Genomic DNA, 26,324 nt, shown 5'->3' on the forward strand with positions numbered 1-26,324 from the left:
TGATGCATTCCAGACAAGGACCGCCATGCCCGATATCGATAGCCGCTTAGCACGTCTCATTGCGCTGCGCGCGGAAGGCCGGCATGCGCAAGCGCTGCCGCTGCTGCAACAGCTGTTCGCCGACGCCGGACGAGTCGTGAATCCGGCAAGGTCGAGCTATTTCATCCCCATGCTGGAGTGGAAGTTTTTGGCCGAGGCCTACGCGCCGGCGTACACCGCGCTGCAGGTGGAGCGTGACGCGCAAATACGGCTGCTGCTGTCAGGCGAGCACGTTTTCGGACGCCACGACAGTAGCGTGCCGCCGGCAAGCAACGCGTTCGGGCGCGCATCGCGTTTTTCTCTTATCGTCGAAATGAACGAGACGCTGGGCGATGTCCGCTCCACCGCCGACCTGTTCGCCCGGCTGGACGTCAGCGCCCCGGAACTGGCGCGCCGGCACGCCTGGCAAGCGCTGCCGGCCGTCGTCGAAGTGGGCAATTTTGCGCTGGCGGAGCGCTACCGCTGCCCCGCACCGCTGGCACACCTCGAGACTGTCAATACTCTGGCCGCCAGCCAGCCCCTGCTTCCTGCGCCGGGCACGGCACCGCGCCTGGCGGCGGAGTTGATGAATCTGGTGAAAGACGTGCGGATCGCCACTGCCGTACTGCGCGGCCAGGGACAGGCCGCCGAGGCCGACGCGCTGTGCGCCGCCTTGCTGGCCGGCCTGGCGAATGACGCCATGCGCACGCTGGCGCAGCGCGAGCTCGATGCGCCCGGCAGCATCACCGCTGCCATCGTCAAGCGCCAGATGGATGAGGAACAACAGGCCTAGCCGGCCGCCGCGGCGAACAGGGCGGCGCTATTCGCCGTCCGCCTTACCCAGCAGCAAGGCAGCCGCCTCGCCCGGCAAGGCTTCCACGGATTTCAATTTGCGCGCCATCTGGCGGCTGCGCACTTCCGCGCTTTCGATATTCTTCGCCGCCTTTTCCAGGGTCAGCCGGGTTTGCGACAGCACGTCGCCGAACTTGCCGAATTCCGTCTTGACGGCGCCCAGCACTTGCCACACCTCGGACGAGCGCTTTTCCAGCGCCAGGGTGCGGAAACCCATCTGCAGACTGTTGAGCAAGGCCGTCAGGGTCGATGGCCCGGCAATGCTGACCCGGTGCACACGCTGCAATTCGTCGGCCAGGCCCGGGCGGCGCAGCACTTCCGCATACAGCCCCTCGGTAGGCAGGAAGAGGATGGCGAAATCCGTCGTCAGCGGCGGCGCCAGGTATTTCTCGGCGATGGTTTTCGCTTCGCCCCGCACGGCCCGCTCCAGTTCGCGGCCGGCCAGGGCCACGGCGTCCGCATCGGCCCGCTCGGCCGCCTCGACCAGGCGCTCGTACTGTTCCTTGGGAAATTTCGCATCGATGGGCATCCACACGGGCGGACCGCCATCGACCATGCCCGGCAACTTCAGGGCGAATTCCACGCGCGCGCCGCTGCCCGGCAACGTTTCCACGTTCTTCGCGTACTGGTCGACAGTAAGTACCTGCTCCAGCAGCATTTCCAGCTGCACTTCGCCCCAGGTGCCGCGCGTCTTGACGTTGGTGAGCACCCGCTTCAAATCGCCCACGCCCAGCGCCAGCTGCTGCATTTCGCCGAGTCCCTGGTGGACTTTTTCCAGCCGCTCCGACACTTGCTGGAACGAGGCGGAAAGGCGCGTTTCCAGCGTCGCGTGCAGTTTCTCGTCGACCGTCTTGCGCATTTCTTCCAGCCGCGCGCCATTGTCGGCCTGCAAGTCGCGGATCTTGTTCTCCAGCGTGGCGCGCACTTCCAGCATGCGCTGCGCATTCGATTCCGTCAGCTGGGCCAGGGTTTGATTGGTACTTTCGGCAAAGCGCGCCAGGCTTTGCGCCTGCTCTTCGCGCCCGACTTTCCCCTGCGCCTGCATCTGCGTGCGCAGGCTGTCGAGCTGCTGCAGGGTTGCCGCCTGGAATTGCGCCAGGCCAGCCGCTAGGTCTTGCCGCGTCGCTTGCGCCGACGCCTGCAATTGCAGCCGCACTTCGCGCTCGACCCGGTCGATGCGTTCCAGACTTTGCTGCTGGTGCTGCTGCACCAGCGCCAGGGTGGTGGCGCCATCGCCGGCCGCGCCACGGGGGCGCAGCAGCAGCAAGAGCAACAGGACGATGGCGGCGATGGCGGCGCCCAGCAGGCTGTAGAACTCGATTGGGCTCATGGGATCAGTCAGCTTTATTGCGCATCCAGTCGGCCGTCTGATAGAACGATTCCATCAGGCGCACGCGCAAGGATTCTTCGATGCCCGTGTCTTCCATGGCCCAGGCCATGGCGCGCAGCCACTGGTCGCGCTCGCTGGTGCCAATGGCGTAGGGCAAGTGACGGGCGCGCAGGCGCGGGTGGCCGAATTTCTCGATATACAAATCCGGTCCGCCCATCCAGCCCGTGAGGAAGAAATACAGCTTGTCGCGCGAGCCGTCCGTCGAGGGCGGATGCATGACGCGGATGCCGGCGAACTCGGCTTCGAGTTCCATCAAGTCATAAAAACGGTCGACCATTTCACGCAGCACGGGGGCGCCGCCGATGGTCTCGTACAGGGTGGGGGCAATGGTATCAGTCATGGCCGCCATGATAGCGCAAGCATCGGCGCTCCATGCAGCGCCAGCGCTCCCTGCCGCAATAAATGGCAATATACTTGACTGATCAAGCTTTCATCAACTACCATGCAATTTTAAAACAGGGACAAGATGAATATGCCAACCGCCACCGACACTGATTTGCTGCGCAATACCAACTTCCGCTGGCTGCTGGGCGGCGGACTCGTCTCCATGCTGGGCGACCAGTTCAGCATGCTGGCCCTGCCCTGGCTGGTGCTGAGCCTGACGGGCGATAGCCTCAGCCTCGGTATCGCCGTGGCCCTGATGGGGGCGCCGCGCGCCGTGCTCATCTTGCTGGGCGGCACCATCGCCGACCGTTATTCGCCCCGGCGCGTGCTGCTGCTGAGCAAATATGCGAACGCCGCCATCCTGCTGGCACTGGCGGGACTGCTGGTGCTGGACCTGGCCAGCCTGGCGCTCGCGTATGCGGCCGCGCTGGCGCTGGGCATCGCGTCCGCCTTCGGCATTCCGGCCGGCACGGCCATCCTGCCGCAAGCCGTGCCTGCACCTACGTTGCAGAAAGCCAATGGCTTGCAGATGGGTGCGCGCCAGTTGTCCTTGCTGGCCGGTCCCCTGCTGGCGGCGCTCGTGCTGGGTGCCCACGGTAACGGGCAGCACACCTCCATGGCGGCGCTGGCCGCCGCCTTCGCCATCGATGCGCTGACGTTTGTGTTTTCCGCGTGGACCTTGCGCCAAGTCAAGCTGCGGCCCCTGGCTGCGGCTGCGGCGCCGCAAGGCATGTGGCGCGACATGGCGGCGGGCCTGGCCATGGTGTGGCGCGACTTGCCCCTGCGCAGCTGTTATGCCTACTGGGCCGTGGTGGCATTCTTCGTCATGGGTCCGCTGCAAGTCGCCTTGCCCGTGCTGGCCAGCGAGCGCCTGCACGGCGCCGCGGCGCTGGGCATGCTGATGGGCGCGCACGGCGCCGGCACCCTGGCCGGCATGCTGGCGTCCAGCCTGGGCGGCGCCTGGCTGCGCCGCCATTTCGGCGCCACCCTGCTAGCCGCCGACGCCATCGTGGCTTGCCTGTTGATGGCGCTGGGACAAATCGGCGCGGCCTGGCACGGCGCGGTCCTGCTGGCCGTCACGGGAGTGCTGGGCGGCTATGTGCAGGTGGCCATCTTTACGTGGATACAGCGGCGCGTGGCGCCCGCCATGCTGGGCCGGGCGATGGCTGTGTTCATGGGCATCTTCCTGGGACTGGCGCCCCTGTCGGCGGCGGCCACGGGTGCGCTGCTGCGCCACGTGAGCGTTGGCGAGCTGTTCTGCGCCGGCGGCGCTCTGCTGCTGGCCGCCGCCATCGCCGCCGCCCTGTTCACGGATATTGCCCACATCGCAAGCACCGATTACGTCACCCAATCCTAAGGAAATCACAACATGGATAAAACACAGCAAGCAGCCTTGAAAGCAGCTTACCGGCAACAAGCGCCCGCGCTGGGCATCATCGCGCTGCGCCACCTGCCCAGCGGGTGCACCCTGCTCGAACGCAGCCGCAACGCGCCCGGCGCGCTGAACCGCCACCGCTTCGAACTCACGCTGGGTACGCACCGCAACGCCCGCCTGCAGGCGGACTGGCGGCGCGACGGTGCGGCGGCTTTCCGCTTCGACATCATCGACACCGTCGATCAATCCGCCGATCCCGCCTTCGATGCGGACGCCGAACTGGACACCCTGCTGGCGCTGCACCAGGCGCAGCTGCTGGAACAGGGACAGGCACGCTATTGAGCGGCCATGCTTTACACTTGCGCACTCACGCACTGCGCAGCAAATGAAAAGGATGTCATGACCGATCACACTCTCCCGACGCCGGACGGCGGCGGCGCGCTGGACTTTTGCCTGCGCCTGGCGCGCGCCCAGGCGCTCATCGTGCGCCGCTTCGACAGCATCCTGGGCAATCTGCACGGCCTGAGCTTCAGCGATTACCAATTGCTGTACCACTTGCAGCGGGCGCCCGGCGGACGCCTGCGCCGCATCGACCTGGCCGAGCGCCTGGCGCTGACGGCATCCGGCATCACGCGCTCGCTGATGCCGCTGGAAAAAATTGGCCTGGTGGCGCGCCAGGCCGATGCACGCGATGCGCGCGTCGGCTACGCCGCCATCACCGAAGCGGGACTGGCATTGCTGGCGCACGCGAATACGACGGCACAGGCGCTGGGCCAGGAATTGCTGGGCAATGCCAGCGCGGACCAGCTGGCGCCCCTGTCCATGCTGCTGGGCACGATCGCCGGCAACCAGCCCGCGAACGGCTGACGCGCGCTACACCAGCGCCAGCTTGCGCAGGCGCCGCGTCGAGGGCCAGCGCGCCATGCCCGTCTCGTCGCGGATGGCGGCGCAGGCGGCCAGCACTCTTGCGCACTCGTCCTCGCGCAAGCCCGCATTCAGGGTCAGGCGCACCAGCGAACGGTTCTTCGGTGTGGCCGGCGCGCAAAAGACGGCGCCGTAGATGCCGTGCCGTTCCAGCGCCTTGCGCAGGATCAAGGTATCGGGTTCGCTGCCCGCTTCCAGCGCGATGATCTGCTCCGTGCCGTCGCTGACGTTGTAGCCGAGATCCATCAGCCCCTGGCGCAGCTGCACGCTGTGGCGGTGCAGCGCGGCGCGGCGGCCATCGGCGGCGCGGATGAAGTCGAGCGCCGCATCGAACCACGCCAGCTCGTGTTCGAGCAGGCAGGAACTGAAGATGGCGGGCCGCGAAGCGGACAAAAAATAGCCCTTGAAACGGGCCGAACAGGTAATCAGCCCGGCCCGGCCCGCGAACGCCTTGGCCAATGACGCCGTGCGGAAATGCACGCGCTCGGCCAGGCCCAGCTCCGCCACCAATCCTGCGCCCTGCGGGCCGTGCGTGCCCAGCGAGTGCGACTCGTCGACGATCAGCATGCTGCCGCTGCGTTCGGCAATTTCCACCATGTCCAGCAGCGGCGCCACGCTGCCGTTGGTGCTGTACAGCGCATCGACGATGATGATGCCGGGGCCATGCTTGTCGAGCTGGCGCTGCAGGTGGGCGCCATCGTTGTGCAGGAAGGCGACGGGCACGGCTTGCGCCGATTGCACGCCTTCCCACAACGACGCATGCGCCTGCATGTCGAGGTACACGGGGATGCCGGGTCCGGCCAGGCTTTGCAGCAAGCCCACGTTGGCGGCCCAGCCCGACTGCGCCAGCACGCACGCTTCGCTGCCGAGAAAATCCGCCAGCTTGTGTTCCAGCCGGTGCTGGCGGCTGCCTTCCTGCAGGAACACGGACGACATCAGCATGGCGCCGCCGCCCTGCAAGACGCGCGCCTGGGCCGCCAGCAACGCCGCCTCGCCGGCGATGTTCAGGTAATCATTGCCTGCCAGCATGATTGCACTGGCCGGCACGGCTTGCCATTCATGCAAGTGCTCGCCGCCGAGCAGCTTCTCGATGCGCTCGACATAGTGCTCATCCATGCGCGCGCGCACGAAGGCGGGCATCCGTTGCTCGGCATGGATGGCGCGGGACGGCAGAGGGGAAATAGCGTTTATCATAGGAACTCCTGATTGGTTGCGGTGGGAACTACCGCATCCAACATGCGCGAGTCATCCGGCAAGCGTTTGATACAGCTCAACAGTTGTGCCGATATTGTGCTGATACAGAGGGAACCCGCCGATCATGTTGCATTGACACGCCTCAACGAACACGCCCCTCTGATCATGATGCATGCGCAGTCCCCTTCCGGAAAACGGTGGCAAGGCAAGCTGCTCCAGCCTTTCCTGCATTTCCACGACGCCATCGAACACACGCCGGTGCGGCGCGCTCAGGTGCGCACCCTGGCGCTCATCGGTGCGCTGGGCATGCCCATGTACTACGCGCTGTGGCATTATTTCTTTCCGCAAGAATACGAATCGCCGCTGCTGCGCACCATCTCCGCCCTGCTGTTCCTGCCCGCGCTATGGCCTGACCGCTTCAGCAATACCTGGTTCAGCGTCTACCTGTTCCTGGGGCTGACCTTCGAACTGCCGTTTTTCTTTACATATATGTTCCTGATGAACCACGCCTCGAGCATGTGGGCGCATTCGCTGCTGGTGGCGCTGGTCGTGCTGTTTCACTTCGATACGCGCATCGCCGTGCTGGCCTACCTGAGCGGCACCCTGCTGGCTTGCCTGGCGTTTGCCGTGGCCGGCGATCCCGCCTTCCTGCTCAGCCGCGACGTCTTGCAGCAATTGCCCGTGCACTGGTTCACGATTGCCGTGCTGTCCGTCGTCAAGGTGGGCCGCAACGTGGGCGCGCAGGAGAAACTGGCCGGGCTGGCGGCCGGCCTGGGCAGCGTGGCGCACGAATTGCGCACGCCTCTCGTCAGCGTCGAGGCAAACGTGCGCGGGCTGCAGCGCGGGCTGCGGCAAAACCTGCAAGGGCAGCCGCCGGACGAGGCCAGCGGGGAAGCGCTGGCGCGCATCCAGTTCGAAGTGCGCCATATGCACCACATGATCGATCTGTTCCTGCTCAGCGCCAGCGCCGTCAACCGCAAGCTCGAAGCCAACGAGGCGGTGGCCATGCACGACAGCGTGACGGCCGTGCTGCGCCGCTACCCGTTTACCAGCACGGCCCAGCGCGACATCGTCAAGGTCGACGTGCGCGCCGATTTCACGTTTCCCGGCCAGTCCGAGCTGTGCGTGGTCATCCTGCTGAATCTGCTGCGCAATGCCTTGAAAAGCATCCACCGCGCCGGCAAGGGAAGAGTGCGCATCATCATCGATGGCGCCCATCCCGTGCCGCGCCTGCTGTTCATCGATACGGGCTGCGGCATCGCGGCCAGCCGCCTGCCGCTGATCTTCGACCGCTTCTATTCGTATCCCTCGCATAACGGCAGCGGCATCGGCCTGGCCCTGTGCCGGCAAATCATGCAAGCCTGGCAGGCGCGCATCCGCTGCGTCGCGCGCGAAGGCGCCTACGCCATCTTCGTGCTGGAATTTCCCCAGCCCCTGCCCGTGCCCACGCACAACCGTTTTCCATCCATCCACCGCGCGAGGTGACGCATGCAACTGCCCGTCTACACCCATCCGACCCTGACCGTATTGATCGACGACAGCGATTCCTTCCTGAAAAGCCTGGCGTTCCAGCTCGATCCCGGCCTGGCGCGCAAGACTTTCCACGACACGAGCAGCGCGCTGCACTGGCTGCGCCAGAGTACGCAGCCGGGCGAGACGCCGCTGCACGTCAATTTCGACACGCAAAACCTGCCGCCCGACCAGTGCAACGTGGCGCTCGACATCGAACGCATCTGGCGCATCAGCGGCCAGGCGCAGCGCTTTGCCGTGCCTTCCGTGCTGGTGGTCGATTATTCGATGCCGCAGATGAATGGCCTGGAATTCTGCCAGGCCGTGCGCGACTTGCCGTGCAAGAAGATTCTATTTACGGGCGCGGCCGATGAAAAAGTGGCCGTGACGGCCTTCAACCGGGGCTTGATCGACCGCTACATCAAGAAGAGCGACGACGATGCGCTCGACATTCTGGAACAGGAAATCGTTGCCCTGCAGCGCGAATTCTTCCTGCAGCAATCGGAAACCGTGCGCGATCTGCTGATGCTGCACGACTACAGTTTCCTGCAAGACGAGGCGCTGGCCGCCGTCGTGCACGAGCTGTGCCAGCGCCACGGCTTCGTCGAGTTTTATATTTTCCCCAATCCCAGCGGCATCCTGTTCTTCACGCGCGACGGCCACGCCAAGCTGATGATCATCGAGACGGAACGCAGCCTGCACACGCAGTATGAAATGGCGCGCGACAGCGACGCGCCCGATTCATTGCTGCAGGCCCTGCTGGAAATGCGCGTGATTCCCTACTTTTCCGACGCCAACAGCGACGGCATGTACGCGGCGCAGATAGGCGAGAACTGGTTTCGCTACTGCGCCGCGCCCACCATCTGCCTGGGCGGCGTGACGTATTTCTGGGCCCTGTTCGACGTGCCGGCGCACCAGCTGGGGCAGCCGGTGATGTCCTACGCGCAATTTCTGCGCGCAGGCGCGGGCGACGGCGTCATTGTTTAGCCTTCCCTTAAGGTCTGCAGCGGCGGATGTTTCAGGACATTGCGCAAGCCCAGCCAGCCGCCGGCGATCGCGCACAGGGCGCCGGCCAGCAGGCCGAAGGCCCACACGCCCGGCGCGAAGCTCCAGGCGAACTTGAACTGGTACGTCGCCAGGGCCCAGCCCATGGCCGCCGCGCCCGATGCGGCCAGCAAGCCGGCCAGCGCGCCGACGAGGGAAAACTCGATCAGCTGCGCCTGCGCCAGCTGGCGCCGCGTGGCGCCCAGGGCGCGCAGCAGGCCCGCTTCGCGCGTGCGCTCATCCTGCGAGCCCATCAAGGCCGCATACAGCACCAGCAAGCCCGAGGCCAAGGTAAAGGCAAACAGGAATTCGACGGCCGTCACCACCTGGTCCAGCACGCCCTGAATTTGTTTGAGCACGCCGCCCACGTCGACCACCGTCAAATTCGGATAGTCGCGCAGCAGGGCGTTGCCCAGGTCCGCCTGCGCAGGCGGCAGGTGGAAGGCCGTGATCCACGTCTGCGGCGTGTCCGCCATGGCGGCCGGATTGATGATGACAAAGAAATTGACGCGCATCGAGCCCCATTCCAGCTTGCGCAAGCTGGTAATGGCCGCTTCGACGCTCTGACCGGCGATGTCGAAGCGCAGCTTGTCGCCCAGCTTCAGCTTCAGGGTCTTGGCGATGCCCTCTTCCACCGACGCTTCCGCCGGCGCGCCGGGCTTGTCGCTGAACCACTTGCCGGCCACGAGCTTGTTTTCTTCCTGCATGGTCGCCATCGTCGACAGATTGAATTCGCGGTCGGCCAGGCCCTTGGCGCGGTCGTCCTCGTACGTGGCTTCCGTGATGGCGTTGCCGTTCACGGCCACCAGGCGCCCCCGTATCATCGGATACAGCGGTGCATTGGCCACGCCGGCCTGCGCCAGGCGCGCGGCGATCGGGTCTTTCTGCTCGGGCAAGATATTGATCATGAAGCGGTTCGGCGCATCGGGCGGCGTGGCATTGCGCCAGGCCACCATCAGGTCGCCGCGCACCACCGTCAGCAGCAGCAAGGCCATCAGGCCCAAGGCCAGGGACACCACCTGGATGACGGTGGCGCCCGGGCGGCGCTGCAATGACGTGACGGCAAAGCGCCAGCCCTGGTGATTGAAGGCGCCGCGCAGGCTTTTCAGCGACTTGATGCCCAGCCAGCCGGCCAGGGCGAACAGGGCGAAGCCGCCGAGGAAGCCGGCCGCCGTCAGCAAGGCCAGTTTCACGTCGCCCGCCTGCCACAACAGCAGCACGACGAAGGCGGCGATGCCGAGGCCGTAGGTGGCCAGGGCCAGCGCCTGCGGCGGCTCCTGCTCGCGGCGGATCACCCGGTTATGGGGCACATTGCGCAACTGCAAAATCGGCGGCAAAGCAAAACCGAGTAACAGCAGCATGCCGGTGGCCACGCCCTGCAGCGCGGGCAGCAGGGACACGGGCGGCAAGTCGCTCTGCACGAGCTTGCCCAACAGCTCCAGCAGCACCAGGTGGCCGCCGAAGCCGACCAGCACGCCGATCAGGCTGCCCACCAGGCCCACCAGTAAAAATTCGATCACGTACATGGCCGTGACCTGGTTTTGCGTCAAGCCCAGGCAGCGCAGCATGGCGCAGGCGTCGAGGTGGCGCAGCATGAAGCGGCGCGCCGCCATGGCCACGGCGACGGCCGCCAGCATGGCCGACAGCAGGCCGACGAGCGACAGAAAACGGTCGGCGCGGTCCAGGGTCGATTGCATCTGCGGGCTGCCCGATTCCAGCGATTCGATGCGCACGCCTTTGATGGACTGCGCCTTGATCTGGCTTTCCAGCGAGGTTTGATATTGCGCAAGCTCGGCCGCCTTGGCGGGCGGCGCCGACAGCAGCAGCCGGTACGACACGCGCGAGCCGTTCTGCACCAGCGCCGTGGCGGCCAGGTCGCTCAAGGGCAGCATCACTCTCGGGGCGAAATTGAGGAACGATGCGCCGCGGTCCGGTTCGCTGGCGATCAGTTGCGTGACGGTAAATGCCTTGTCGCCCAGGGTCAGGGTGTCGCCCAGCTTCGCGTTCAGGCTGGACAGGATAGCCGCATCGACCCACGCGGTGCCGGGCGCCGGCACCTGGCTGGTCGCCTGGCCCACGGCATCCTGCGCTTCGCTGGCGTTGGTCGTGATTTTCAGCTTGCCCCGCTGCGGGTAGCCGGGCGAGACGGCCTTGATGGACGCCAGTTGCGACAGCGATCGCTCGCCCTCGCCCGCCTGCGCCATGCTGGGAAACGTCACCGTGTCGGCCAGGATAAACCCGCGCTTCTGCGCTTCGGCGCGCCAGGCCGCATTGACGGGCTGGTCGGCGCTGATGACGAGGTCGGCCCCCAGCAGCTGGTGCGCGTCGCGGTTCAGGCCCGCGCGCAGGCGGTCGACGAAGAAGCCGACGGCCGACAGGGCCGCCACGGCGACGATCAGCGCGACGAGCAGGAAACGCAGTTGCCCGGCGCGCCAGTCGCGGCCGGTCATTTTCAGGGAGAGGCGGAACATGGGCGGCGGGTCTTTATGCGAGTTGGTTGTGATGCGTTATTGCGCGATGCCGTGAGCGGCGGCGTGCTGCGCGAAATACGCATCGACGGTGGCAAGAAACGCGTCTTTTTGCGCCTGCGGCAGGAAGGCGGCGATGAAACCGTTGCGCGCCAAGCGTTGCGCGTGGGACAGGCCCAGCGGCAAGGCATCGAAGATGGCGTCGAAATTGTCATTCATGTAGCCGCCGAAATACGCGGGATCGTCCGAGTTCACCGTCACCAGCAGACCGGCGTCGAGCAGTTGCACCAGGTTATGGTCATGCATCTGGTCGAACACGCGCAGCTTGGTGTTCGACAGGGGGCAGACGGTGAGCGCGATCTGTTCGCGCGCCAGGCGGGCCGTCAGTTCCGCGTCTTCCAGGCAGCGTACGCCATGGTCGATGCGTTCGACTTTCAAGTCGTCGAGCGCCGTGCGGATGTAGGCCGGCGGGCCTTCCTCGCCCGCGTGGGCCACCAGGTGCAGGCCCAGTTCGCGGCAACGGGCAAACACGCGCGAGAATTTCTCGGGCGGATTGCCCACTTCCGACGAGTCGAGGCCGATGCCGATGAACTTGTCGCGGTGCGGCAGCGCGTCTTCCAGGGTCTCGAACGCCTCTGCCTCGCTCAGGTGGCGCAGGAAGCACAGGATCAGGGCCGCGCTGACGGGGCTGTCCTGGCAGGCGCGGTGGATGCCGTTGATCACGTCGGCCATCGGCACGCCGCGCGCCGTGTGCGTCTGCGGGTCGAAGAAGATTTCCGTGTGCAAGACGTTATCGGCTTCGGCGCGGCGCAGGTAGGCTTGCGTCATGTCATAGAAATCCTGCTCTTTCAAGAGCACGCTTGCGCCAGCGTAATAAATGTCGAGAAAAGACTGTAAATCCGTAAAAGCATAGGCGCTGCGCAAGTGTTCCACAGATTCATAGCCCAGCGGCACGCCATTGCGCTCGGCCAGTGCGAAAATCAGTTCTGGCTCCAGCGAGCCTTCGATATGGATATGCAATTCGGCTTTCGGCATGCCGCGGACGATCGCGCGCAATTGGGGGTTCATCATGGGTGTTCCTTATAGGGTGGCGATAAAAATGCTGGCACGCGCGCGCGGCGCGCAGGGCCATCAGACATGCAGGCATCTTAGCGCAAGATGGCCGGCCTCACCGGCGCCCGGCCGCCGTGGCGCCGGCAACGGCAGCGCCACGGCATGCACCGGCACGCGCTGGCGAATTGTCGTATGATGATTTAAAAGGGACAAAAAGGTTCATTGAAATCGATGGAAAATTTGATGATTTATCCAATTAAATCAACAATTTACAAACAAGTATTAAGGATATGCTGACATATCTTTTGACTTCCTGATCCTTTAGAGCAATAATAAATTTCATGGGGTAATGGTAGGTGCAACAAGCGCTATCAACAGTGAAAAAAAAGCCGGCTGGCCACGTCAGCGCACGGCATCAAGCGCCAGTTTTTTGGTCCGGGCAATCCGGACTCGCAAAGACAGCCGGGCTTGAAACAACAATAAAAATCGGTACGAGGTACAGGAAAAGTTCAGACGGCAAGCCCAGGCGAGTGCCAGGCGGGCGGCCATGGTGACTGGCAGTTCAGGTTTACATTAAAGGACATTGACATGACCATTTTTGATAACTATGCAGCACGCTACGAGCGCACCCGCGAAGAGGAAATGTCGCTCACCGAGTACCTGGCCCTGTGCAAGAAGGACAAGCTGACGTATGCCAGCGCGCCCGAACGCATGCTGGCCGCCATCGGCGAGCCGCAGCTGGTCGACACGCGCAACGACACGCGCCTGTCGCGCATCTTCGCCAACAAGGTGATCAAGATCTATCCCGCCTTCCGCGAGTTCTACGGCACCGAGGAAGTCATCGAGCAAGTCGTCTCGTATTTCCGCCACGCGGCGCAAGGCCTGGAAGAACGCAAGCAGATCCTGTACTTGCTGGGGCCCGTCGGCGGCGGCAAGTCGTCGATCGCGGAAAAACTCAAGTCGCTGATGGAACACGTGCCCTTCTATTGCCTGAAAGGCTCGCCCGTCAACGAATCGCCGCTGGGCCTGTTCAACGAGGAAGAGGACGGCACCATCCTCGAAGAGGATTACGGCATCCCGCGCCGCTACCTGCGCAACATCCCCAGCCCGTGGGCCGTGAAACGCCTGCATGAATACAATGGCGATATCAACCAGTTCCGCGTCGTCAAGCGCTACCCGTCCGTGCTCAAGCAAATTGCCATCTCGAAAACGGAGCCGGGCGACGAAAACAACCAGGATATTTCCTCGCTGGTGGGCAAGGTCGACATCCGCAAGCTGGAAGACTATGCGCAGGACGACCCCGATGCCTACAGCTATTCGGGCGGCCTGTGCCTGGCCAACCAGGGCTTGATGGAATTCGTGGAAATGTTCAAGGCGCCCATCAAGGTGCTGCATCCGCTGCTGACGGCCACGCAGGAAGGCAACTACAAGGGCACGGAAGGCTTTGGCGCGATACCGTTCGACGGCATCATCCTCGCGCACTCGAACGAGTCGGAATGGAAGACCTTTAAAAACAACCGCAACAACGAGGCGTTTCTTGACCGTATCTATATCGTCAAGGTGCCGTACTGCCTGCGCGTCTCCGACGAAATCAAGATCTACGACAAGCTGGTGGCCAATTCCTCGCTGGTCAAAGCCCCGTGCGCGCCCGGCACCCTGCGCATGATGGCGCAGTTCGCCATCCTGTCGCGCCTGAAAGACCCGGAAAACTCGAGCATTTTCTCGAAGATGCTCGTCTACGATGGCGAAAACCTCAAGGATACGGACCCGAAAGCCAAGTCCATGCACGAATATGTCGATTACGCGGGCGTGGACGAGGGCATGAACGGGCTGTCGACGCGCTTTGCCTTCAAGATCCTGTCGAAAGTGTTCAACTTTGACAATTCCGAAGTGGCCGCCAATCCCGTGCACTTATTATATGTACTGGAACAGCAGGTCGAGCGCGAGCAGTTCGCGCCGGAACTCGAGCAGCGCTACTTCTCCTATATTAAAGAGCACCTGGCGCAGCGCTACGTGGAATTCATCGGCAAGGAGATCCAGACGGCTTACCTGGAAAGCTATTCGGAATACGGGCAGAATATCTTCGACCGCTATGTGACGTTCGCCGATTTCTGGATACAGGACCAGGAATACCGCGATCCGGACACGGGCGAAAGTTTTGATCGCGAATCGCTGAACAATGAGCTGGAAAAGATCGAGAAGCCGGCGGGTATTTCCAATCCGAAGGATTTCCGCAACGAAATCGTCAACTTCGGGCTGCGTGCGCGGGCCTCGAACGGCGGCAAGAATCCCGCCTGGACCAGTTATGAAAAGTTCCGCACGGTGATCGAAAAGAAAATGTTTTCGAATACGGAGGAATTGCTGCCCGTAATTTCCTTCAATGCCAAGGCCAGTGCCGACGATGCCAACAAGCACGCCGACTTCGTGGCCCGCATGGTGGAAAAAGGCTATACGGCCAAGCAGGTACGCCTGTTATGCGAATGGTACTTGCGAGTACGCAAGTCATCCTAGCGCGGACAGCGGAGGCGCGCTCCGGCCTGACGACCGGCGGGGCGCGCAAGACGAGAAGCAAGGAGGCACCCTTTGACATACCTTATCGACAGGCGCTTGCAAAGCAAGAATAAATCCGCCGTCAACCGCGAGCGTTTCCTGCGGCGTTACAAGGGCCAGATCAAGGATGCCGTGGGGCGCGCCATCAAGGGGCGCTCGATCACGGACGTCGAGAATGGCGAGAAGGTCAGCATCCCCGTCAAGGACGTGGGCGAACCGTCGTTTGGCCACGCGCATGGCGGCGTATGGGAAGTGGTCAATCCCGGCAACAAGGAATACCTGAAAGGCGACCAGATTGCCCGGCCGAAAGGCGGCGGTGGCGGCGGGCGGGGCAAGGCGGGCAATAGCGACGAGACGACGGAAGACGATTTCATCTTCGAATTGTCGCGCGAAGAATTCATGAATTATTTCTTCGAAGACTTGGAATTGCCGCACATGGTGAAAACCCAGCTGACGGCCACCACGGAATTCAAGAACCAGCGCGCCGGCTACAATATGTCGGGCACCCCATCGAACATCCACGTGCTGCGCTCGCTGCGCGGCGCGCTGGGCCGGCGCATCGCCGTCGGCGGCGGCGCCCGCAAGCAGCTGGCGCAGGCCGAGGAAGACCTGGCGGCCCTGCTGCACGAAGGCGCGCCCGACAGCGACCCGCTCGTCACGGAACTGCGCCGCCTGATCCACCACCTGCACACGCGCCTGCTGGCGATTCCCTTCATCGACCCGTTCGACTTGCGCTACAGCAACCGCATCAAGGTGCCCAAGCCGATGACGCAGGCCGTCATGTTCTGCATCATGGACGTCTCCGGCTCCATGGACGAATCGCGCAAGGACACGGCCAAGCGCTTCTTCATCCTGTTATATCTGTTCCTCAAGCGCGTCTACGACAAGATCGAGGTGGTCTTCATCCGCCACCATACGGCGGCGGCGGAGGTCGACGAGCATGAATTCTTCAATTCGCGCGAGTCCGGCGGCACCGTCGTGTCGTCCGCGCTGCACTTGCTCAACACCATCATCGACGAACGCTATGGCGCCGGGCAATGGAACAGCTATGTCGCGCAGGCGTCCGACGGCGACAACTGGGACAACGATTCCATGCTGTGCCGCCAGTTGCTGATCAATACCATCATGCCCAAGGTGCAGTACTACACCTATGTCGAGATCACCGACGGCCCGCAGCAAAACCTGTGGGAGCAATATGCGGGCGTGCTCGACCATCACGCCCATTTCGCCATGCAAAAGATCGTCACGCCGGCCGATATCTACCCGGTCTTCCGCGAACTGTTCAAGAAACAGGTGAAATGATGAGTGCAGCCTTTGACCGCGCCAGCAATACTCCGGGCGAACCGTTCGTGCGCCTGCGCCACCCGAACGCCCTGCCCGAGCAGTCGGAATGGACGTTCGAGCTGATCGAGCAAATCCACGAGGAAATCCGCCGCGTAGCGAAACAGTTTGGCCTCGACACCTATCCGAACCAGCTGGAAATCATTACGGCCGAACAGATGATGGATGCCTACACCTCGGTCGGCATGCCCGTCTCCTACAACCATTGGTCGTTCGGCAAGCATTTTCTTTCCACCGAGAAAAGCTACAAGCGGGGCCAGATGGGCCTGGCCTACGAGATCGTCATCAACTCCAATCCGTGCATCGCCTATTTAATGGAGGAAAACAGCCTGACCATGCAGTCGCTGGTGATCGCGCATGCGGCCTACGGCCATAACTCCTTCTTCAAGGGCAATTACCTGTTCCGTGCCTGGACGGATGCGGACGCCATCATCGACTATATGGTGTTTGCCAAGAATTACATCGCCGAATGCGAACAGCGCCATGGCGTCGATGCCGTGGAATTGCTGCTCGACTCGTGCCACGCCATCCAGAACTATGGCGTGGACCGCTACAAGCGCCCGGCGAAACTGTCGATGGCGAAGGAATATGCGCGCCAGAAAGAGCGCGAAGCCTATGTGCAGTCGCAGATCAACCAGCTGTGGCGCACCCTGCCCCGGCGCGACGAGGACGACGACGAGGACGACCAGCGCAAGGCCGCTCCCCGCTTTCCGCCCGAACCCGAGGAAAACCTGCTGTACTTTATCGAGAAGTACGCGCCGCTGCTGGAACCGTGGCAGCGCGAGATGGTGCGCATCGTGCGCAAGATTTCCCAGTATTTCTATCCGCAGCGGCAAACCCAGGTCATGAACGAAGGCTGGGCCACCTTCTGGCATTACACGATATTGAACCAGCTCTACGACGAAGGCGTGGTGGGCGACGGCTTCATGATGGAATTTCTGAAAAGCCATACCAACGTGGTCTACCAGCCGCCCATCGACAGCCCGTATTACAGCGGCATCAACCCGTATGCGCTGGGTTTTGCCATGATGAGCGACATCCGCCGCATCTGCGAGCATCCGACGGACGAAGACCGCGCATGGTTCCCCGACATGGCCGGCAGCGACTGGCGCAAGAGCCTGGACTTTGCCATGCGCAATTTCAAGGATGAAAGCTTCATCGCCCAGTATTTGTCGCCGCGGCTGATCCGCGAATTCCATTTCTTTGCCGTCCTCGACGACGACAAGAATGAAAAGCTGGCCATTTCCGCCATCCACGACGATGCCGGCTACCGCTACGTGCGCCAGCAGCTGGCCGAACAGTACAACCTGGGCAACCGCGAGCCGAACATCCAGGTCTGGTCCGTCAATACGCGCGACGACCGCGCATTGACCTTGCGCCACACGCAGTTCCAGCGCCGCCCGCTGAACCAGCAGGCGGCCGAGGTGCTCAAGCACGTGGCGCGGCTGTGGGGCTTTGATGTCCACCTCGATACGGTCGACCCGCAGGGCGTCGTCCTGGGCACCTTGAATTGCCGGCGGGAAAAACGCAACCGGCGCGACGACCCTGCCGTCCGGCCATGAAATGATTTATTGATAATAATCAATGGCAAGAATATAAGCGTTTCCTATGCCTACATAGGAATTCCGTATGGCCTGGCGGCGTCAAAAGGGCCGCCGGGACCGCCTTTTTTGACCTTGATAAAGTCCCTTCCGCACCCGTTTGGTGCGCGCGCGCCGCTAAGTGGTCTGGTTCCGAGCTAAAACATTTCCAAAAGGAAAGATTTTCCTCCAAATTTAGCGGTTTCCATATTGAATATCACGAAATATAATTCCGCCAGATGGGCACATCGGAGAACTTAGCAGTGGTAGCCCAAAACGGCTGTAAAAAACCGATAAGACCGCCTTTTTTTATGTCCGAAAGCGTGCAAAGATGACATAAGCAAGTACGTTTTCAGGGCGCAAAAGCGCCAAAAATTTAACCGGTTTTAGGCGTTAAAAATCTGTGTAAAATAAAGAATTCGTATGTATAATTCGGCGACGTCCCGGATACGGCTGGAGCTTTGTGTCGTCATTTTGGGGTTCAGTTGCAAGACAAGAGATGGTATTTGGAGAAAGCAGGCATGAATTTTTCGAACGAGAAAAGTCCCAAGAACTACACAGGCATCACTATCGTTGTCCTGCTGCACGTTCTCGCGGCTTACGGGATCGTGACGGGCTTGGGCAAGCGGTTGGTCACCAAAATGATGGAACCGGTTGAAACCAAGATTATCGAGGAAGTCAAACCGCCTCCACCGAAGGATCTTCCACCGCCACCACCGCCGCCAGAAATGAAAGCGCCACCGCCGCCATTCATTCCGCCAGTCGAGGTGAACGTGCAGCAGCCGCCACCACAGCAGAACGTGATTGCAAATACGACTGCCGTGAAGCCAGCCACGAATGTATTGGCACCGCCAGCACCGCCTGCACAGCCTGCGCCAACTCCTGGACCAGCCAAATCGGTGCGTACGCCGGCCGTGGTTGACTTCAGTGTCTGCGAAAAGCCGGCTTATCCAAAGTCGTCGCAGCGCAATGAGGAAACCGGTGTGGTGACACTGTCGTTCCTGATCGGTGTAGACGGCAAGGTCGCTGATTCGAAGATCGTGAAGTCCAGCGGCTTCAGAGACCTGGACAAAGCCGCAGTGCAAGGTATTAGCCGCTGTACATTTAAGCCGGCAACAGTTGACGGCAAGCCGGAACAAGGCTGGCAGCAAATGCAATACGTTTGGTCGCTGGATTAAAACCCGAGGCAGTTATCCCCTGTCTCACACTATGATTTCGTTGTCATTACGTTCAGCGATCTGTTATTTTTAATTTTGGAGGAAGCATGTTTAAGAATACCCGTTTGTCCGCATTTTTTGCCGCGGTTCTGTTGTCCGTTACCGCTACTACCGCTCTGGTAGCAGCTCCGGCATTCGCTGACGCGCCAGCATCGGCTGCCGCTTCGGCTCCAGCGGCAGACGCTGCAGCAGCACCAGCACCAGCTGCTGACGCAGCCGCTCCAGCAGCAGACGCAGCAGCTCCAGCCGCTGACGCAGCAGCTCCAGCCAAAACCGAAGAAGTCCACAACCCGTTCGGCCTGCAAGCAGTGTGGGACGGCGGCTTCGTGCCACGCGCCACCCTGATCATCCTGGCCATCATGTCGATCGGCAGCTGGTACATCATCATCACCAAGCTGATGGATCAAATGAAGATCTTCAAGCAAGCGAAAGAAACCGCTGCCAAATTCTGGAAAGCTCCTTCGATCGCTGCTGGTTCGGCAACCCTGACCGAAGGCTCGCCATTCCGCTTCATCGCTGAATCGGGCACCAAGGCAACGGCTCACCATGACGGCGCCCTGCTGGAACAAATCGACCTGTCGACCTGGGTGACGATGTCGATCCAGCGCGCTTCGGACAAAGTCCAGTCGCGTCTGCAAGATGGCCTGTCGTTCCTGGCAACCGTTGGTTCGACCGCACCGTTTATCGGTCTGTTCGGTACCGTTTGGGGTATTTATGGCGCGCTGACCAACATCGGTATGACCGGTAACGCGTCGATCGATAAAGTTGCAGGTCCAGTTGGTGAAGCACTGATCATGACCGCTTTCGGTCTGCTGGTCGCCGTTCCTGCCGTTCTGGGTTACAACTGGCTGGTGCGTCGTAACAAAACCGCAATGGAAGACGTACGCTCGTTCAGCGCCGACGTTCACTCGGTACTGATCTCCGGCGCAATGTCGACCAGCGAAGCTGGCCGTGCTGCCGGCGCTAAAAAGATCGGATAAGAATCATGTCGATGTCCGTCGGCTCCGACAGCGGAGATGAAGATCAAGTAATGTCAGAAATCAACACGACGCCGCTCGTCGACATCATGTTGGTTTTGCTGATCATTTTCTTGATCACCAGTCCGGTTGTCCTCAAATTGCAGAAAATCGATCTGCCGATCGAGGCCAACCAAGCCCTTCAAAGCAAGCCAGAAAACGTCAACATCGTTGTCAACAAGGATGGCGAGATTTATCTGGGCCAGAAGAAACTGAAAGATACGAGCGAACTGTTCGATTATCTGAAAGTTGAAGCAGTGAAAGTACCGCAGCCGGAAGTACACGTTCGTGGCGACCAAGAAACACGCTACGAATCGATCGGCCGGGTTATTTACACGACCCAACGTGCCGGGATCCAGAAGGTCGGCTTCATCACCGAACCACCTGACAAGGGCTGATAGCAACTGGCAGCGGCGCCCCGGCAACAAGGGCGCGCCACTGCCGGAAGCTGACCGGGCGGCAGTTTCGCCCGGTGCTTCGTTGGACTTCTTAAAGGAAACACTATGAGTATGAATGTCGGTTCGGGAAGCGCTCCAGGCGCGGATCCGGAACCAATGATGGAACTGAACATGACGCCCCTCATCGACGTGATGCTGGTGCTGATTATCATGTTGATCATCACGATTCCTAAGCAAAACCACTCGGTGAACTTGAACATGCCGGTCGGCACCCCGCCGCCACCGACAACCGAACCAGTGGTCGTCACGATCGATGTCGATTTTGACGGTACGATCTTGTGGGACAATCAGGTCGTTCCTGACCGCGCTTCGCTGGAAGCCAAGCTGAGCAACGTTGCTGCGCAAGCAGACCAGCCGGAAGTGCATCTGCGTCCGAACAAGCTGGTGGAATACAAAGTCGTCGCCGGTGTGATGGCGTCGGCGCAGCGTCTGGGCGTGACCAAAATCGGTCTGGTCGGCAACGAGCAATTCCAGTAAGCTGCAGCAATCAGGTTCTCTTTACATCCGAATAGGCAGGACTTCCTGCCTATTCGCTTTTTACTGAAAGACTTTCTTATGTCCAAGTTTCGTCTCGCTCATCTCGGCCTCGTCATGGCCGCTATCGGTTTTACCGCAGCAACTCCCGTAATCGGCCTGGGCTCGCTGGCATACGCCGCGGACACCGTGCGTGCCGAAGTGGGCAAGCCACTGCAAGAAGCGCAAAAACTCGCTAGCAGCGGCAAAAACAAGGAAGCGCTGGCCAAGCTGCGCGAAGCTGACAGCGTCGGCGGCAAGACCGCCTTTGAAAGCTACCAGATCGAGCGCGTGCGCGCCTCTGCCGCTGCCGCCGCCGGCGACAACGGCACCGCCATCAAGGCTTTCGAAGCCGTCATCAATTCCGGCCGCCTGAGCGCCGCCGAAGCTCCCAAATTCACGCAAGCGCTGGCAGGCATGTACTACCGCGCCAAGGATTGGCCGAACACCATCACCTGGATCAAACGTTCGCTGAAAGACCGCGAAGATCCACAGATGCGCGAACTGCTGATCCAGACCTACTACGTCAGCGGCAACTACGCCGAAGCGGCGAAAGAACTGCAAGCGCGCGGCGGCAACTCGGAAGCGAGCCTGCAAATGCTGGCCAACATCCAGTTGAAGCAGAACGACAAGGCCGGCTATGTGTCGACCCTGGAAAAACTGGCGTCGAGCTATCCGAAAACCAGCTACTGGGCCGACCTGCTGAACCGCGTCTCGGGCAAACCCGGCTTCTCGCAACGCCTTGGCCTGGACGTCCAGCGCCTGCGCCTGGCCAACGGCCTGTTCACCAAGCCTTCCGAATACATGGAAATCAGCCAGCTGGCCTTGCAAGCAGGCAATCCTGGCGAAGCGCTGAGCATCATCGAACAGGGCTACAAAAAAGGCGTGCTGGGCACCGGCGCCGATGCCGCCCGTCACCAGCGCCTGAAAGACCTGGCCCTGAAGACCCAGGCTGACCTGAAGGCCAACGCCGCCAAGTCGGAAGCGGAATACGTCAAGAACAAGGACGCCGACAGCTTGAGCAAGCTGGGCTTCGCCCTGGTCTACGATGGCCAGGCAGAAAAAGGCCTGGGCTTGATGAATGACGCCGTGAAACTGGGCACCGCCAAGTATCCGGAAGAAGCCAAGCTGCACCTGGGCATCGCCTACATCCACGCCGGCAAGAAAGCCAATGCATCGACCGCGCTGAAAGCCGTCAAGGGCACGGATGGCGCGGCTGACCTGGCCCGCTACTGGGCCTTGATGAATAAATAAGATAATATCCCCAGGATATTGTCGGGCAGCTAGTCGAGTGCCCACCACTAAAAGCGTTGCCAGCACCCTTGCCGGCAACGCTTTTTATCATTTCAGCAGGGAAATTACCCGTGCGGCTGCCCTGCCGGGTGTGCATCCCTGAAACAGTCCGTATAATCCCCCTTTTGGCACAGTTTTTCATCAGATTCCTATGAAGGTATTCCGCGGACTTCCCAATGCCCAGGCACGAGCGCCTTGCGCTCTGACCATCGGCAATTTTGACGGTGTCCACATCGGCCATCAGGCCTTGCTGGCGCGCGTGCGTGAAGCTGCCACTGAACTCGGCATCGAAGCGGCCGTGATGACGTTCGAACCGCACCCGCGCGAGTTCTTCGCGCAGCGCGCGGGCGACCTGTCGAAGGCGCCGCAGCGCATCGCCAACCTGCGCGACAAGCTGCAGTCGCTCGATGACGCCGGCATCGACCGGGTGGTCGTCGAGCATTTCAGCGCCCAGTTCGCCGCCCTGACGCCGCAGGAATTCACGGAAAAAGTCCTCGTCGACGGCCTGCACGTGAAATGGCTGATGGTCGGCGACGATTTCTGCTATGGCGCCCGGCGCGCCGGCGACGTCGCCATGCTGCAGGAAGCGGGCCGCGAATACGGTTTCCACGTAGAAACGTTGCCGACGGTGATGAATGGCAGCACGCGCATCTCCTCGTCGGCCGTGCGCCTGGCCCTGGCCGCCGGCGATTTCCCGCTGGCCACGCAGCTGCTGGGCCATCCGTACGCCATATCCGGCCACGTCATCCACGGCCAGAAGCTGGGCCGCACCCTCGGTTTCCCCACCCTGAACCTGCGCGTGGCGCACCGCCCCGCCCTGTCCGGCATCTTCATCGTGCAAGTACACGGCCTGGGACCACTACCGCTGCCAGCCGTGGCCAGCCTCGGTGTGCGCCCCACCGTCGACGACAGCGGCCGCGTCTTGCTGGAGGTGCATCTGTTCGATTTCGCCCAGTCCTGCTACGGCAAGCTGGTACGCGTGGAGTTCCTGGAAAAGCTGCGCGACGAAGAAAAGTACGACGACTTGCCCACTCTGACGGCCGCCATCGAGCGCGACTCGAACCAGGCGCGCGCCTATTTTGAGCAGCGCAGCGGCGCCATTACCGCCACCGACCGAATTTGACGCCGGCCAACTCCGTCGCCTGGCGGCGCCTGCCGCCGCAAACCATTCAATATCATTAAAGAAGACTATGTCCGATCAAAACAAGCCAGCCACGCCCAAGCAGAACAAGAAGCCTGAAAGCAAATACCCGGTCAACATGACGGAAACCCCATTCCCGATGCGCGGCGACATGGCCAAGCGCGAGCCGCAATGGGTACAGCAATGGCAAGACAAGAAGATTTACGAGCGCGTGCGCAAGGCTGCCGCCGGGCGTCCGAAATTCATCCTGCATGACGGCCCGCCGTACGCGAATGGCGACATCCACCTGGGCCACGCCGTCAACAAGATCCTGAAGGACATGGTCGTCAAGTCGCGCTCGCTGGCCGGCTTCGACGCGCCGTATGTGCCGGGCTGGGATTGCCACGGCATGCCGATCGAGATCCAGATCGAAAAACTGCACGGCAAGAACCTGCCGACGGCTGAAGTGCTGGAAAAGGCCCGCGCCTACGCCAACGTGCAGGTCGAGCGCCAGAAGAAGGACTTTATTCGCCTGGGCGTGCTGGGCGAATGGGACAACCCGTATCTGACCATGGCGCACGGCAATGAAGCCGACGAACTGCGCGCGCTGGGCAAGCTGCTGGAAAAAGGCTATGTCTACCGCGGCCTGAAACCGGTCAACTGGTGTTTTGACTGCCAGTCGGCGCTGGCGGAAGCTGAAATCGAATACGAAAACAAACGCGACCCGGCCATCGATGTCGGCTTCAAGTTCGCCCAATTCGACAAGCTGGCCAAGGCTTTCAATCTGCCGACACTGCCGACCGAAAACGGCTTCGTCGTCATCTGGACGACGACCCCGTGGACCATCCCGTCGAACCAGGCACTGAACGTCCATCCTGAATTGACATACGCACTGGTCGAAACCTCGCGCGACGGCAAGCCCTTGCTGCTGATCCTGGCGCAAGACCTGGTCGAATCGAGCCTGGCGCGCTTCAAGCTCGAAGGCACGACGATCGCCACCTGCGACGGCGCCGCGCTGGAAGGCATCAGCTTCCGCCATCCGCTGCACGCGTCGCACGCTTTCTACGACCGCCTGTCGCCGATGTACCTGGCCGATTACGTGACCGCCGAAAGCGGCACGGGCGTGGTGCACTCGGCGCCCGCGTATGGCGTGGACGACTTTATCTCGTGCAAGGCGCACGGCATGAAGGACGACGACATCATCAAGCCCGTCATGGGCGACGGCAATTACGTTTCGACGCTGCCCCTGTTCGGCGGCATGAGCATCTGGGACGCTTCCAAGCCGATCTGCGCCGCCCTGAAAGAAGCGGGCGCCCTGTTCGAAGTCAAGATGTTCGACCACAGCTACATGCATTGCTGGCGTCACAAAAAGCCTGTGATCTACCGCGCCACCTCGCAGTGGTTCGCCGGCATGGACGTGACGCCGAAAGACGGCGGCGCCACCCTGCGCGAGACGGCCTTGAAAGGCATCGCCGACACCGAGTTCTTCCCGGACTGGGGCCAGGCGCGCCTGCACGGCATGATCGCCAACCGTCCCGACTGGACCCTGTCGCGCCAGCGCCAGTGGGGCGTGCCGATGGCCTTCATCGTGCACAAGGAAACGGGCGACCTGCATCCGCGCACGCCGGAACTGCTGGAGCAAGTGGCCAAGCTGATCGAAAAAGACGGCATCGAGGCATGGCAGGCGCTGGACCTGAAAGACCTGATCGGCGACGAAGCGGCCATCTATGCCAAGAACAAGGATACCCTGGACGTATGGTTCGATTCCGGCGCCACGCACCAGACGGTGCTGGGCGGCCCGCAAGGCCACGGTTCGCACTCGACGCAGCTGCAATTCCCGGCCGACCTGTACCTGGAAGGCTCGGACCAGCATCGCGGCTGGTTCCACTCGTCGCTGCTCGTGTCATCGATGCTCAATGGCCGCCCGCCGTACAAGGCGCTGCTGACGCACGGCTTCACGGTCGACGGCGAAGGCAAGAAGATGTCCAAGTCGCTGGGCAACACGCTGGCGCCGCAAAAGATTTCGGACACCCTGGGCGCGGACATCCTGCGCCTGTGGATCGCTTCGACCGACTACACGGGCGAGCTGTCGATCTCCGATGAAATCCTCAAACGCGTGACGGAATCGTACCGCCGCATCCGCAACACCCTGCGCTTCCTGCTGGCGAACACATCGGACTTCAATCCGGCCACGGACGCCGTGCCGGTGGCGGAGATGTTCGAAATCGACCGCTATGCGCTGGCCAACATGGCATCGCTGCAGCAGCAGATCGAGAACAACTACGCGCGCTACGAGTTCCACCCCGTCGTGTCGAAGCTGCAGACCTACTGCTCGGAAGACCTGGGCGGCTTCTACCTGGACATCCTGAAGGACCGTCTGTACACCTCGGGCCTGACGTCGCACGCGCGCCGTTCGGCGCAGACGGCCCTGTGGCACATCACGCAAAGCCTGCTGCGCCTGATGGCCCCGGCCCTGTCGTTCACGGCCGAAGAAGCGTGGGCCGTCTTCGCCGGCGCGGATGCTTATGCCGCCAGCGATGAAACCATCTTCACGCAAACCTGGTGGCAGCTGCCGGAAGTGTCGGACGCGGCCGACCTGCTGGAGAAATACACGGCCCTGCGCGCCGTGCGCACGGACGTCACCAAACAGCTGGAAGACTTGCGCACCTCGGGCGCCATCGGTTCCTCGCTGCAGGCAGAACTGACGATCAAGGCCGCGCCGATGAAGTACAAGCTGTTGACCACCCTGGGCGACGACTTGAAATTCGTCTTCATCACCTCGCAGGCCAGCGTGGCCGAAGTGGCAGACGAAGCAGCCGAGGAAGTGGTCGTGGCCGCGTCGACGGCGCCGAAGTGCGAGCGCTGCTGGCACTACCGTGCGGACGTGGGCACGGACGCCGCACATGCTACCCTGTGCGGCCGCTGCGTCAGCAACCTGTTTGGAAAAGGCGAATCGCGCCGTTTCGCATAGACTGTCATCCCGGGGCGCTGCCTGCGTCCCACTTCCAACCGCCGCCTGCTGCCA

The 26,324-nt window shown here is 62.0% G+C and carries 21 protein-coding genes; 16 read left to right on the forward strand and 5 right to left on the reverse strand.

Annotated features, from left to right (window positions below; genetic code table 11):
* The first annotated feature begins 25 nt into the window (after positions 1 to 25).
* Positions 26 to 811 carry a hypothetical protein gene (locus AC1Q6X_RS20245; protein ID WP_492498237.1) on the forward strand — a complete coding sequence of 262 codons (786 nt, stop codon included), beginning with the start codon at positions 26 to 28 and terminating at the stop codon, positions 809 to 811.
* A 27-nt stretch (positions 812 to 838) separates the two neighbouring features.
* On the opposite strand, the gene AC1Q6X_RS20250 is transcribed toward AC1Q6X_RS20245, so the two are convergent.
* Complete coding sequence (locus AC1Q6X_RS20250) at positions 839 to 2,200, reverse strand: DNA recombination protein RmuC (RefSeq protein WP_070224552.1); 1,362 nt, start codon at positions 2,198 to 2,200, stop codon at positions 839 to 841.
* 4 nt (positions 2,201 to 2,204) lie between these two features.
* The gene (locus AC1Q6X_RS20255) at positions 2,205 to 2,600 is read right to left on the reverse strand and encodes a group II truncated hemoglobin (RefSeq protein WP_230502580.1); all 396 of its coding nucleotides are present in this window, start codon (positions 2,598 to 2,600) and stop codon (positions 2,205 to 2,207) included.
* A gap of 126 nt (positions 2,601 to 2,726) precedes the next feature.
* On the opposite strand from AC1Q6X_RS20255, the gene AC1Q6X_RS20260 reads away from it, so the two are divergent.
* The 3 genes from AC1Q6X_RS20260 to AC1Q6X_RS20270 are packed head-to-tail and all read left to right on the forward strand — an operon-like array spanning position 2,727 to position 4,886.
* Positions 2,727 to 4,001: an MFS transporter gene (locus AC1Q6X_RS20260; protein WP_492498238.1), complete on the forward strand. Its 1,275-nt coding sequence runs from the start codon at positions 2,727 to 2,729 to the stop codon at positions 3,999 to 4,001.
* A gap of 12 nt (positions 4,002 to 4,013) precedes the next feature.
* A complete protein-coding gene (locus tag AC1Q6X_RS20265; RefSeq protein WP_492498239.1) occupies positions 4,014 to 4,361 on the forward strand; it encodes a GIY-YIG nuclease family protein in 348 nt (115 codons plus the stop codon).
* 57 nt (positions 4,362 to 4,418) lie between these two features.
* Positions 4,419 to 4,886: a MarR family winged helix-turn-helix transcriptional regulator gene (locus AC1Q6X_RS20270; RefSeq protein ID WP_492498240.1), complete on the forward strand. Its 468-nt coding sequence runs from the start codon at positions 4,419 to 4,421 to the stop codon at positions 4,884 to 4,886.
* Positions 4,887 to 4,892: 6 nt separating this feature from the next.
* Here the strand turns inward: AC1Q6X_RS20270 and cqsA are convergent, their stop codons facing one another.
* Complete coding sequence (gene cqsA / locus AC1Q6X_RS20275; RefSeq protein WP_492498241.1) at positions 4,893 to 6,137, reverse strand: alpha-hydroxyketone-type quorum-sensing autoinducer synthase; 1,245 nt, start codon at positions 6,135 to 6,137, stop codon at positions 4,893 to 4,895.
* Between the two features lie 132 nt (positions 6,138 to 6,269).
* On the opposite strand from cqsA, the gene AC1Q6X_RS20280 reads away from it, so the two are divergent.
* Entirely contained in the window at positions 6,270 to 7,622 is a 1,353-nt protein-coding gene (locus AC1Q6X_RS20280) for a sensor histidine kinase (RefSeq protein ID WP_492498242.1), read from the forward strand.
* A 3-nt stretch (positions 7,623 to 7,625) separates the two neighbouring features.
* Positions 7,626 to 8,633: a response regulator gene (locus tag AC1Q6X_RS20285; RefSeq protein WP_070312156.1), complete on the forward strand. Its 1,008-nt coding sequence runs from the start codon at positions 7,626 to 7,628 to the stop codon at positions 8,631 to 8,633.
* On the opposite strand, the gene AC1Q6X_RS20290 is transcribed toward AC1Q6X_RS20285, so the two are convergent.
* A complete protein-coding gene (locus AC1Q6X_RS20290) occupies positions 8,630 to 11,161 on the reverse strand; it encodes an ABC transporter permease (protein WP_492498243.1) in 2,532 nt (843 codons plus the stop codon). The two genes, AC1Q6X_RS20285 and AC1Q6X_RS20290, sit on opposite strands and share 4 nt — an antisense overlap.
* 36 nt (positions 11,162 to 11,197) lie before the next feature.
* The gene (locus AC1Q6X_RS20295) at positions 11,198 to 12,229 is read right to left on the reverse strand and encodes an adenosine deaminase (protein WP_070224544.1); all 1,032 of its coding nucleotides are present in this window, start codon (positions 12,227 to 12,229) and stop codon (positions 11,198 to 11,200) included.
* A gap of 570 nt (positions 12,230 to 12,799) precedes the next feature.
* Between AC1Q6X_RS20295 and AC1Q6X_RS20300 the strand changes: the two genes are divergently transcribed.
* The 10 genes from AC1Q6X_RS20300 to ileS all read left to right on the forward strand — a co-directional run bounded on the left by AC1Q6X_RS20300 (position 12,800) and on the right by ileS (position 26,270).
* Positions 12,800 to 14,722 (forward strand): PrkA family serine protein kinase, encoded by a 1,923-nt coding sequence (locus AC1Q6X_RS20300; protein ID WP_034754154.1) that lies wholly within the window; start codon positions 12,800 to 12,802, stop codon positions 14,720 to 14,722.
* Between the two features lie 72 nt (positions 14,723 to 14,794).
* Positions 14,795 to 16,063, forward strand: a complete 1,269-nt coding sequence (locus tag AC1Q6X_RS20305; protein WP_070289103.1) for a YeaH/YhbH family protein — start codon at positions 14,795 to 14,797, stop codon at positions 16,061 to 16,063.
* Positions 16,063 to 17,664 (forward strand): SpoVR family protein, encoded by a 1,602-nt coding sequence (locus AC1Q6X_RS20310; RefSeq protein WP_121671175.1) that lies wholly within the window; start codon positions 16,063 to 16,065, stop codon positions 17,662 to 17,664. The genes AC1Q6X_RS20305 and AC1Q6X_RS20310 overlap by 1 nt, the downstream gene beginning before the upstream one ends.
* Positions 17,665 to 18,203: 539 nt before the next feature.
* The gene (locus tag AC1Q6X_RS20315; protein WP_034754161.1) at positions 18,204 to 18,860 is read left to right on the forward strand and encodes an energy transducer TonB; all 657 of its coding nucleotides are present in this window, start codon (positions 18,204 to 18,206) and stop codon (positions 18,858 to 18,860) included.
* Positions 18,861 to 18,946: 86 nt separating this feature from the next.
* Positions 18,947 to 19,879 carry a MotA/TolQ/ExbB proton channel family protein gene (locus tag AC1Q6X_RS20320; protein WP_166448878.1) on the forward strand — a complete coding sequence of 311 codons (933 nt, stop codon included), beginning with the start codon at positions 18,947 to 18,949 and terminating at the stop codon, positions 19,877 to 19,879.
* Positions 19,880 to 19,884: 5 nt separating this feature from the next.
* Positions 19,885 to 20,313 carry an ExbD/TolR family protein gene (locus AC1Q6X_RS20325; protein ID WP_034754165.1) on the forward strand — a complete coding sequence of 143 codons (429 nt, stop codon included), beginning with the start codon at positions 19,885 to 19,887 and terminating at the stop codon, positions 20,311 to 20,313.
* Between the two features lie 105 nt (positions 20,314 to 20,418).
* Positions 20,419 to 20,850, forward strand: coding sequence for an ExbD/TolR family protein (locus AC1Q6X_RS20330; RefSeq protein WP_176741207.1), 432 nt, complete (start codon positions 20,419 to 20,421; stop codon positions 20,848 to 20,850).
* A 78-nt stretch (positions 20,851 to 20,928) separates the two neighbouring features.
* Positions 20,929 to 22,140: a tetratricopeptide repeat protein gene (locus AC1Q6X_RS20335; protein ID WP_070224541.1), complete on the forward strand. Its 1,212-nt coding sequence runs from the start codon at positions 20,929 to 20,931 to the stop codon at positions 22,138 to 22,140.
* 190 nt (positions 22,141 to 22,330) lie between these two features.
* Entirely contained in the window at positions 22,331 to 23,302 is a 972-nt protein-coding gene (locus AC1Q6X_RS20340) for a bifunctional riboflavin kinase/FAD synthetase (RefSeq protein WP_492498244.1), read from the forward strand.
* 67 nt (positions 23,303 to 23,369) lie between these two features.
* Positions 23,370 to 26,270, forward strand: coding sequence for an isoleucine--tRNA ligase (gene ileS, locus AC1Q6X_RS20345; protein WP_492498245.1), 2,901 nt, complete (start codon positions 23,370 to 23,372; stop codon positions 26,268 to 26,270).
* Positions 26,271 to 26,324 lie beyond the last annotated feature (54 nt).

The sequence above is a fragment of the Janthinobacterium sp. GW823-FHT06H09 genome (assembly GCF_058794735.1).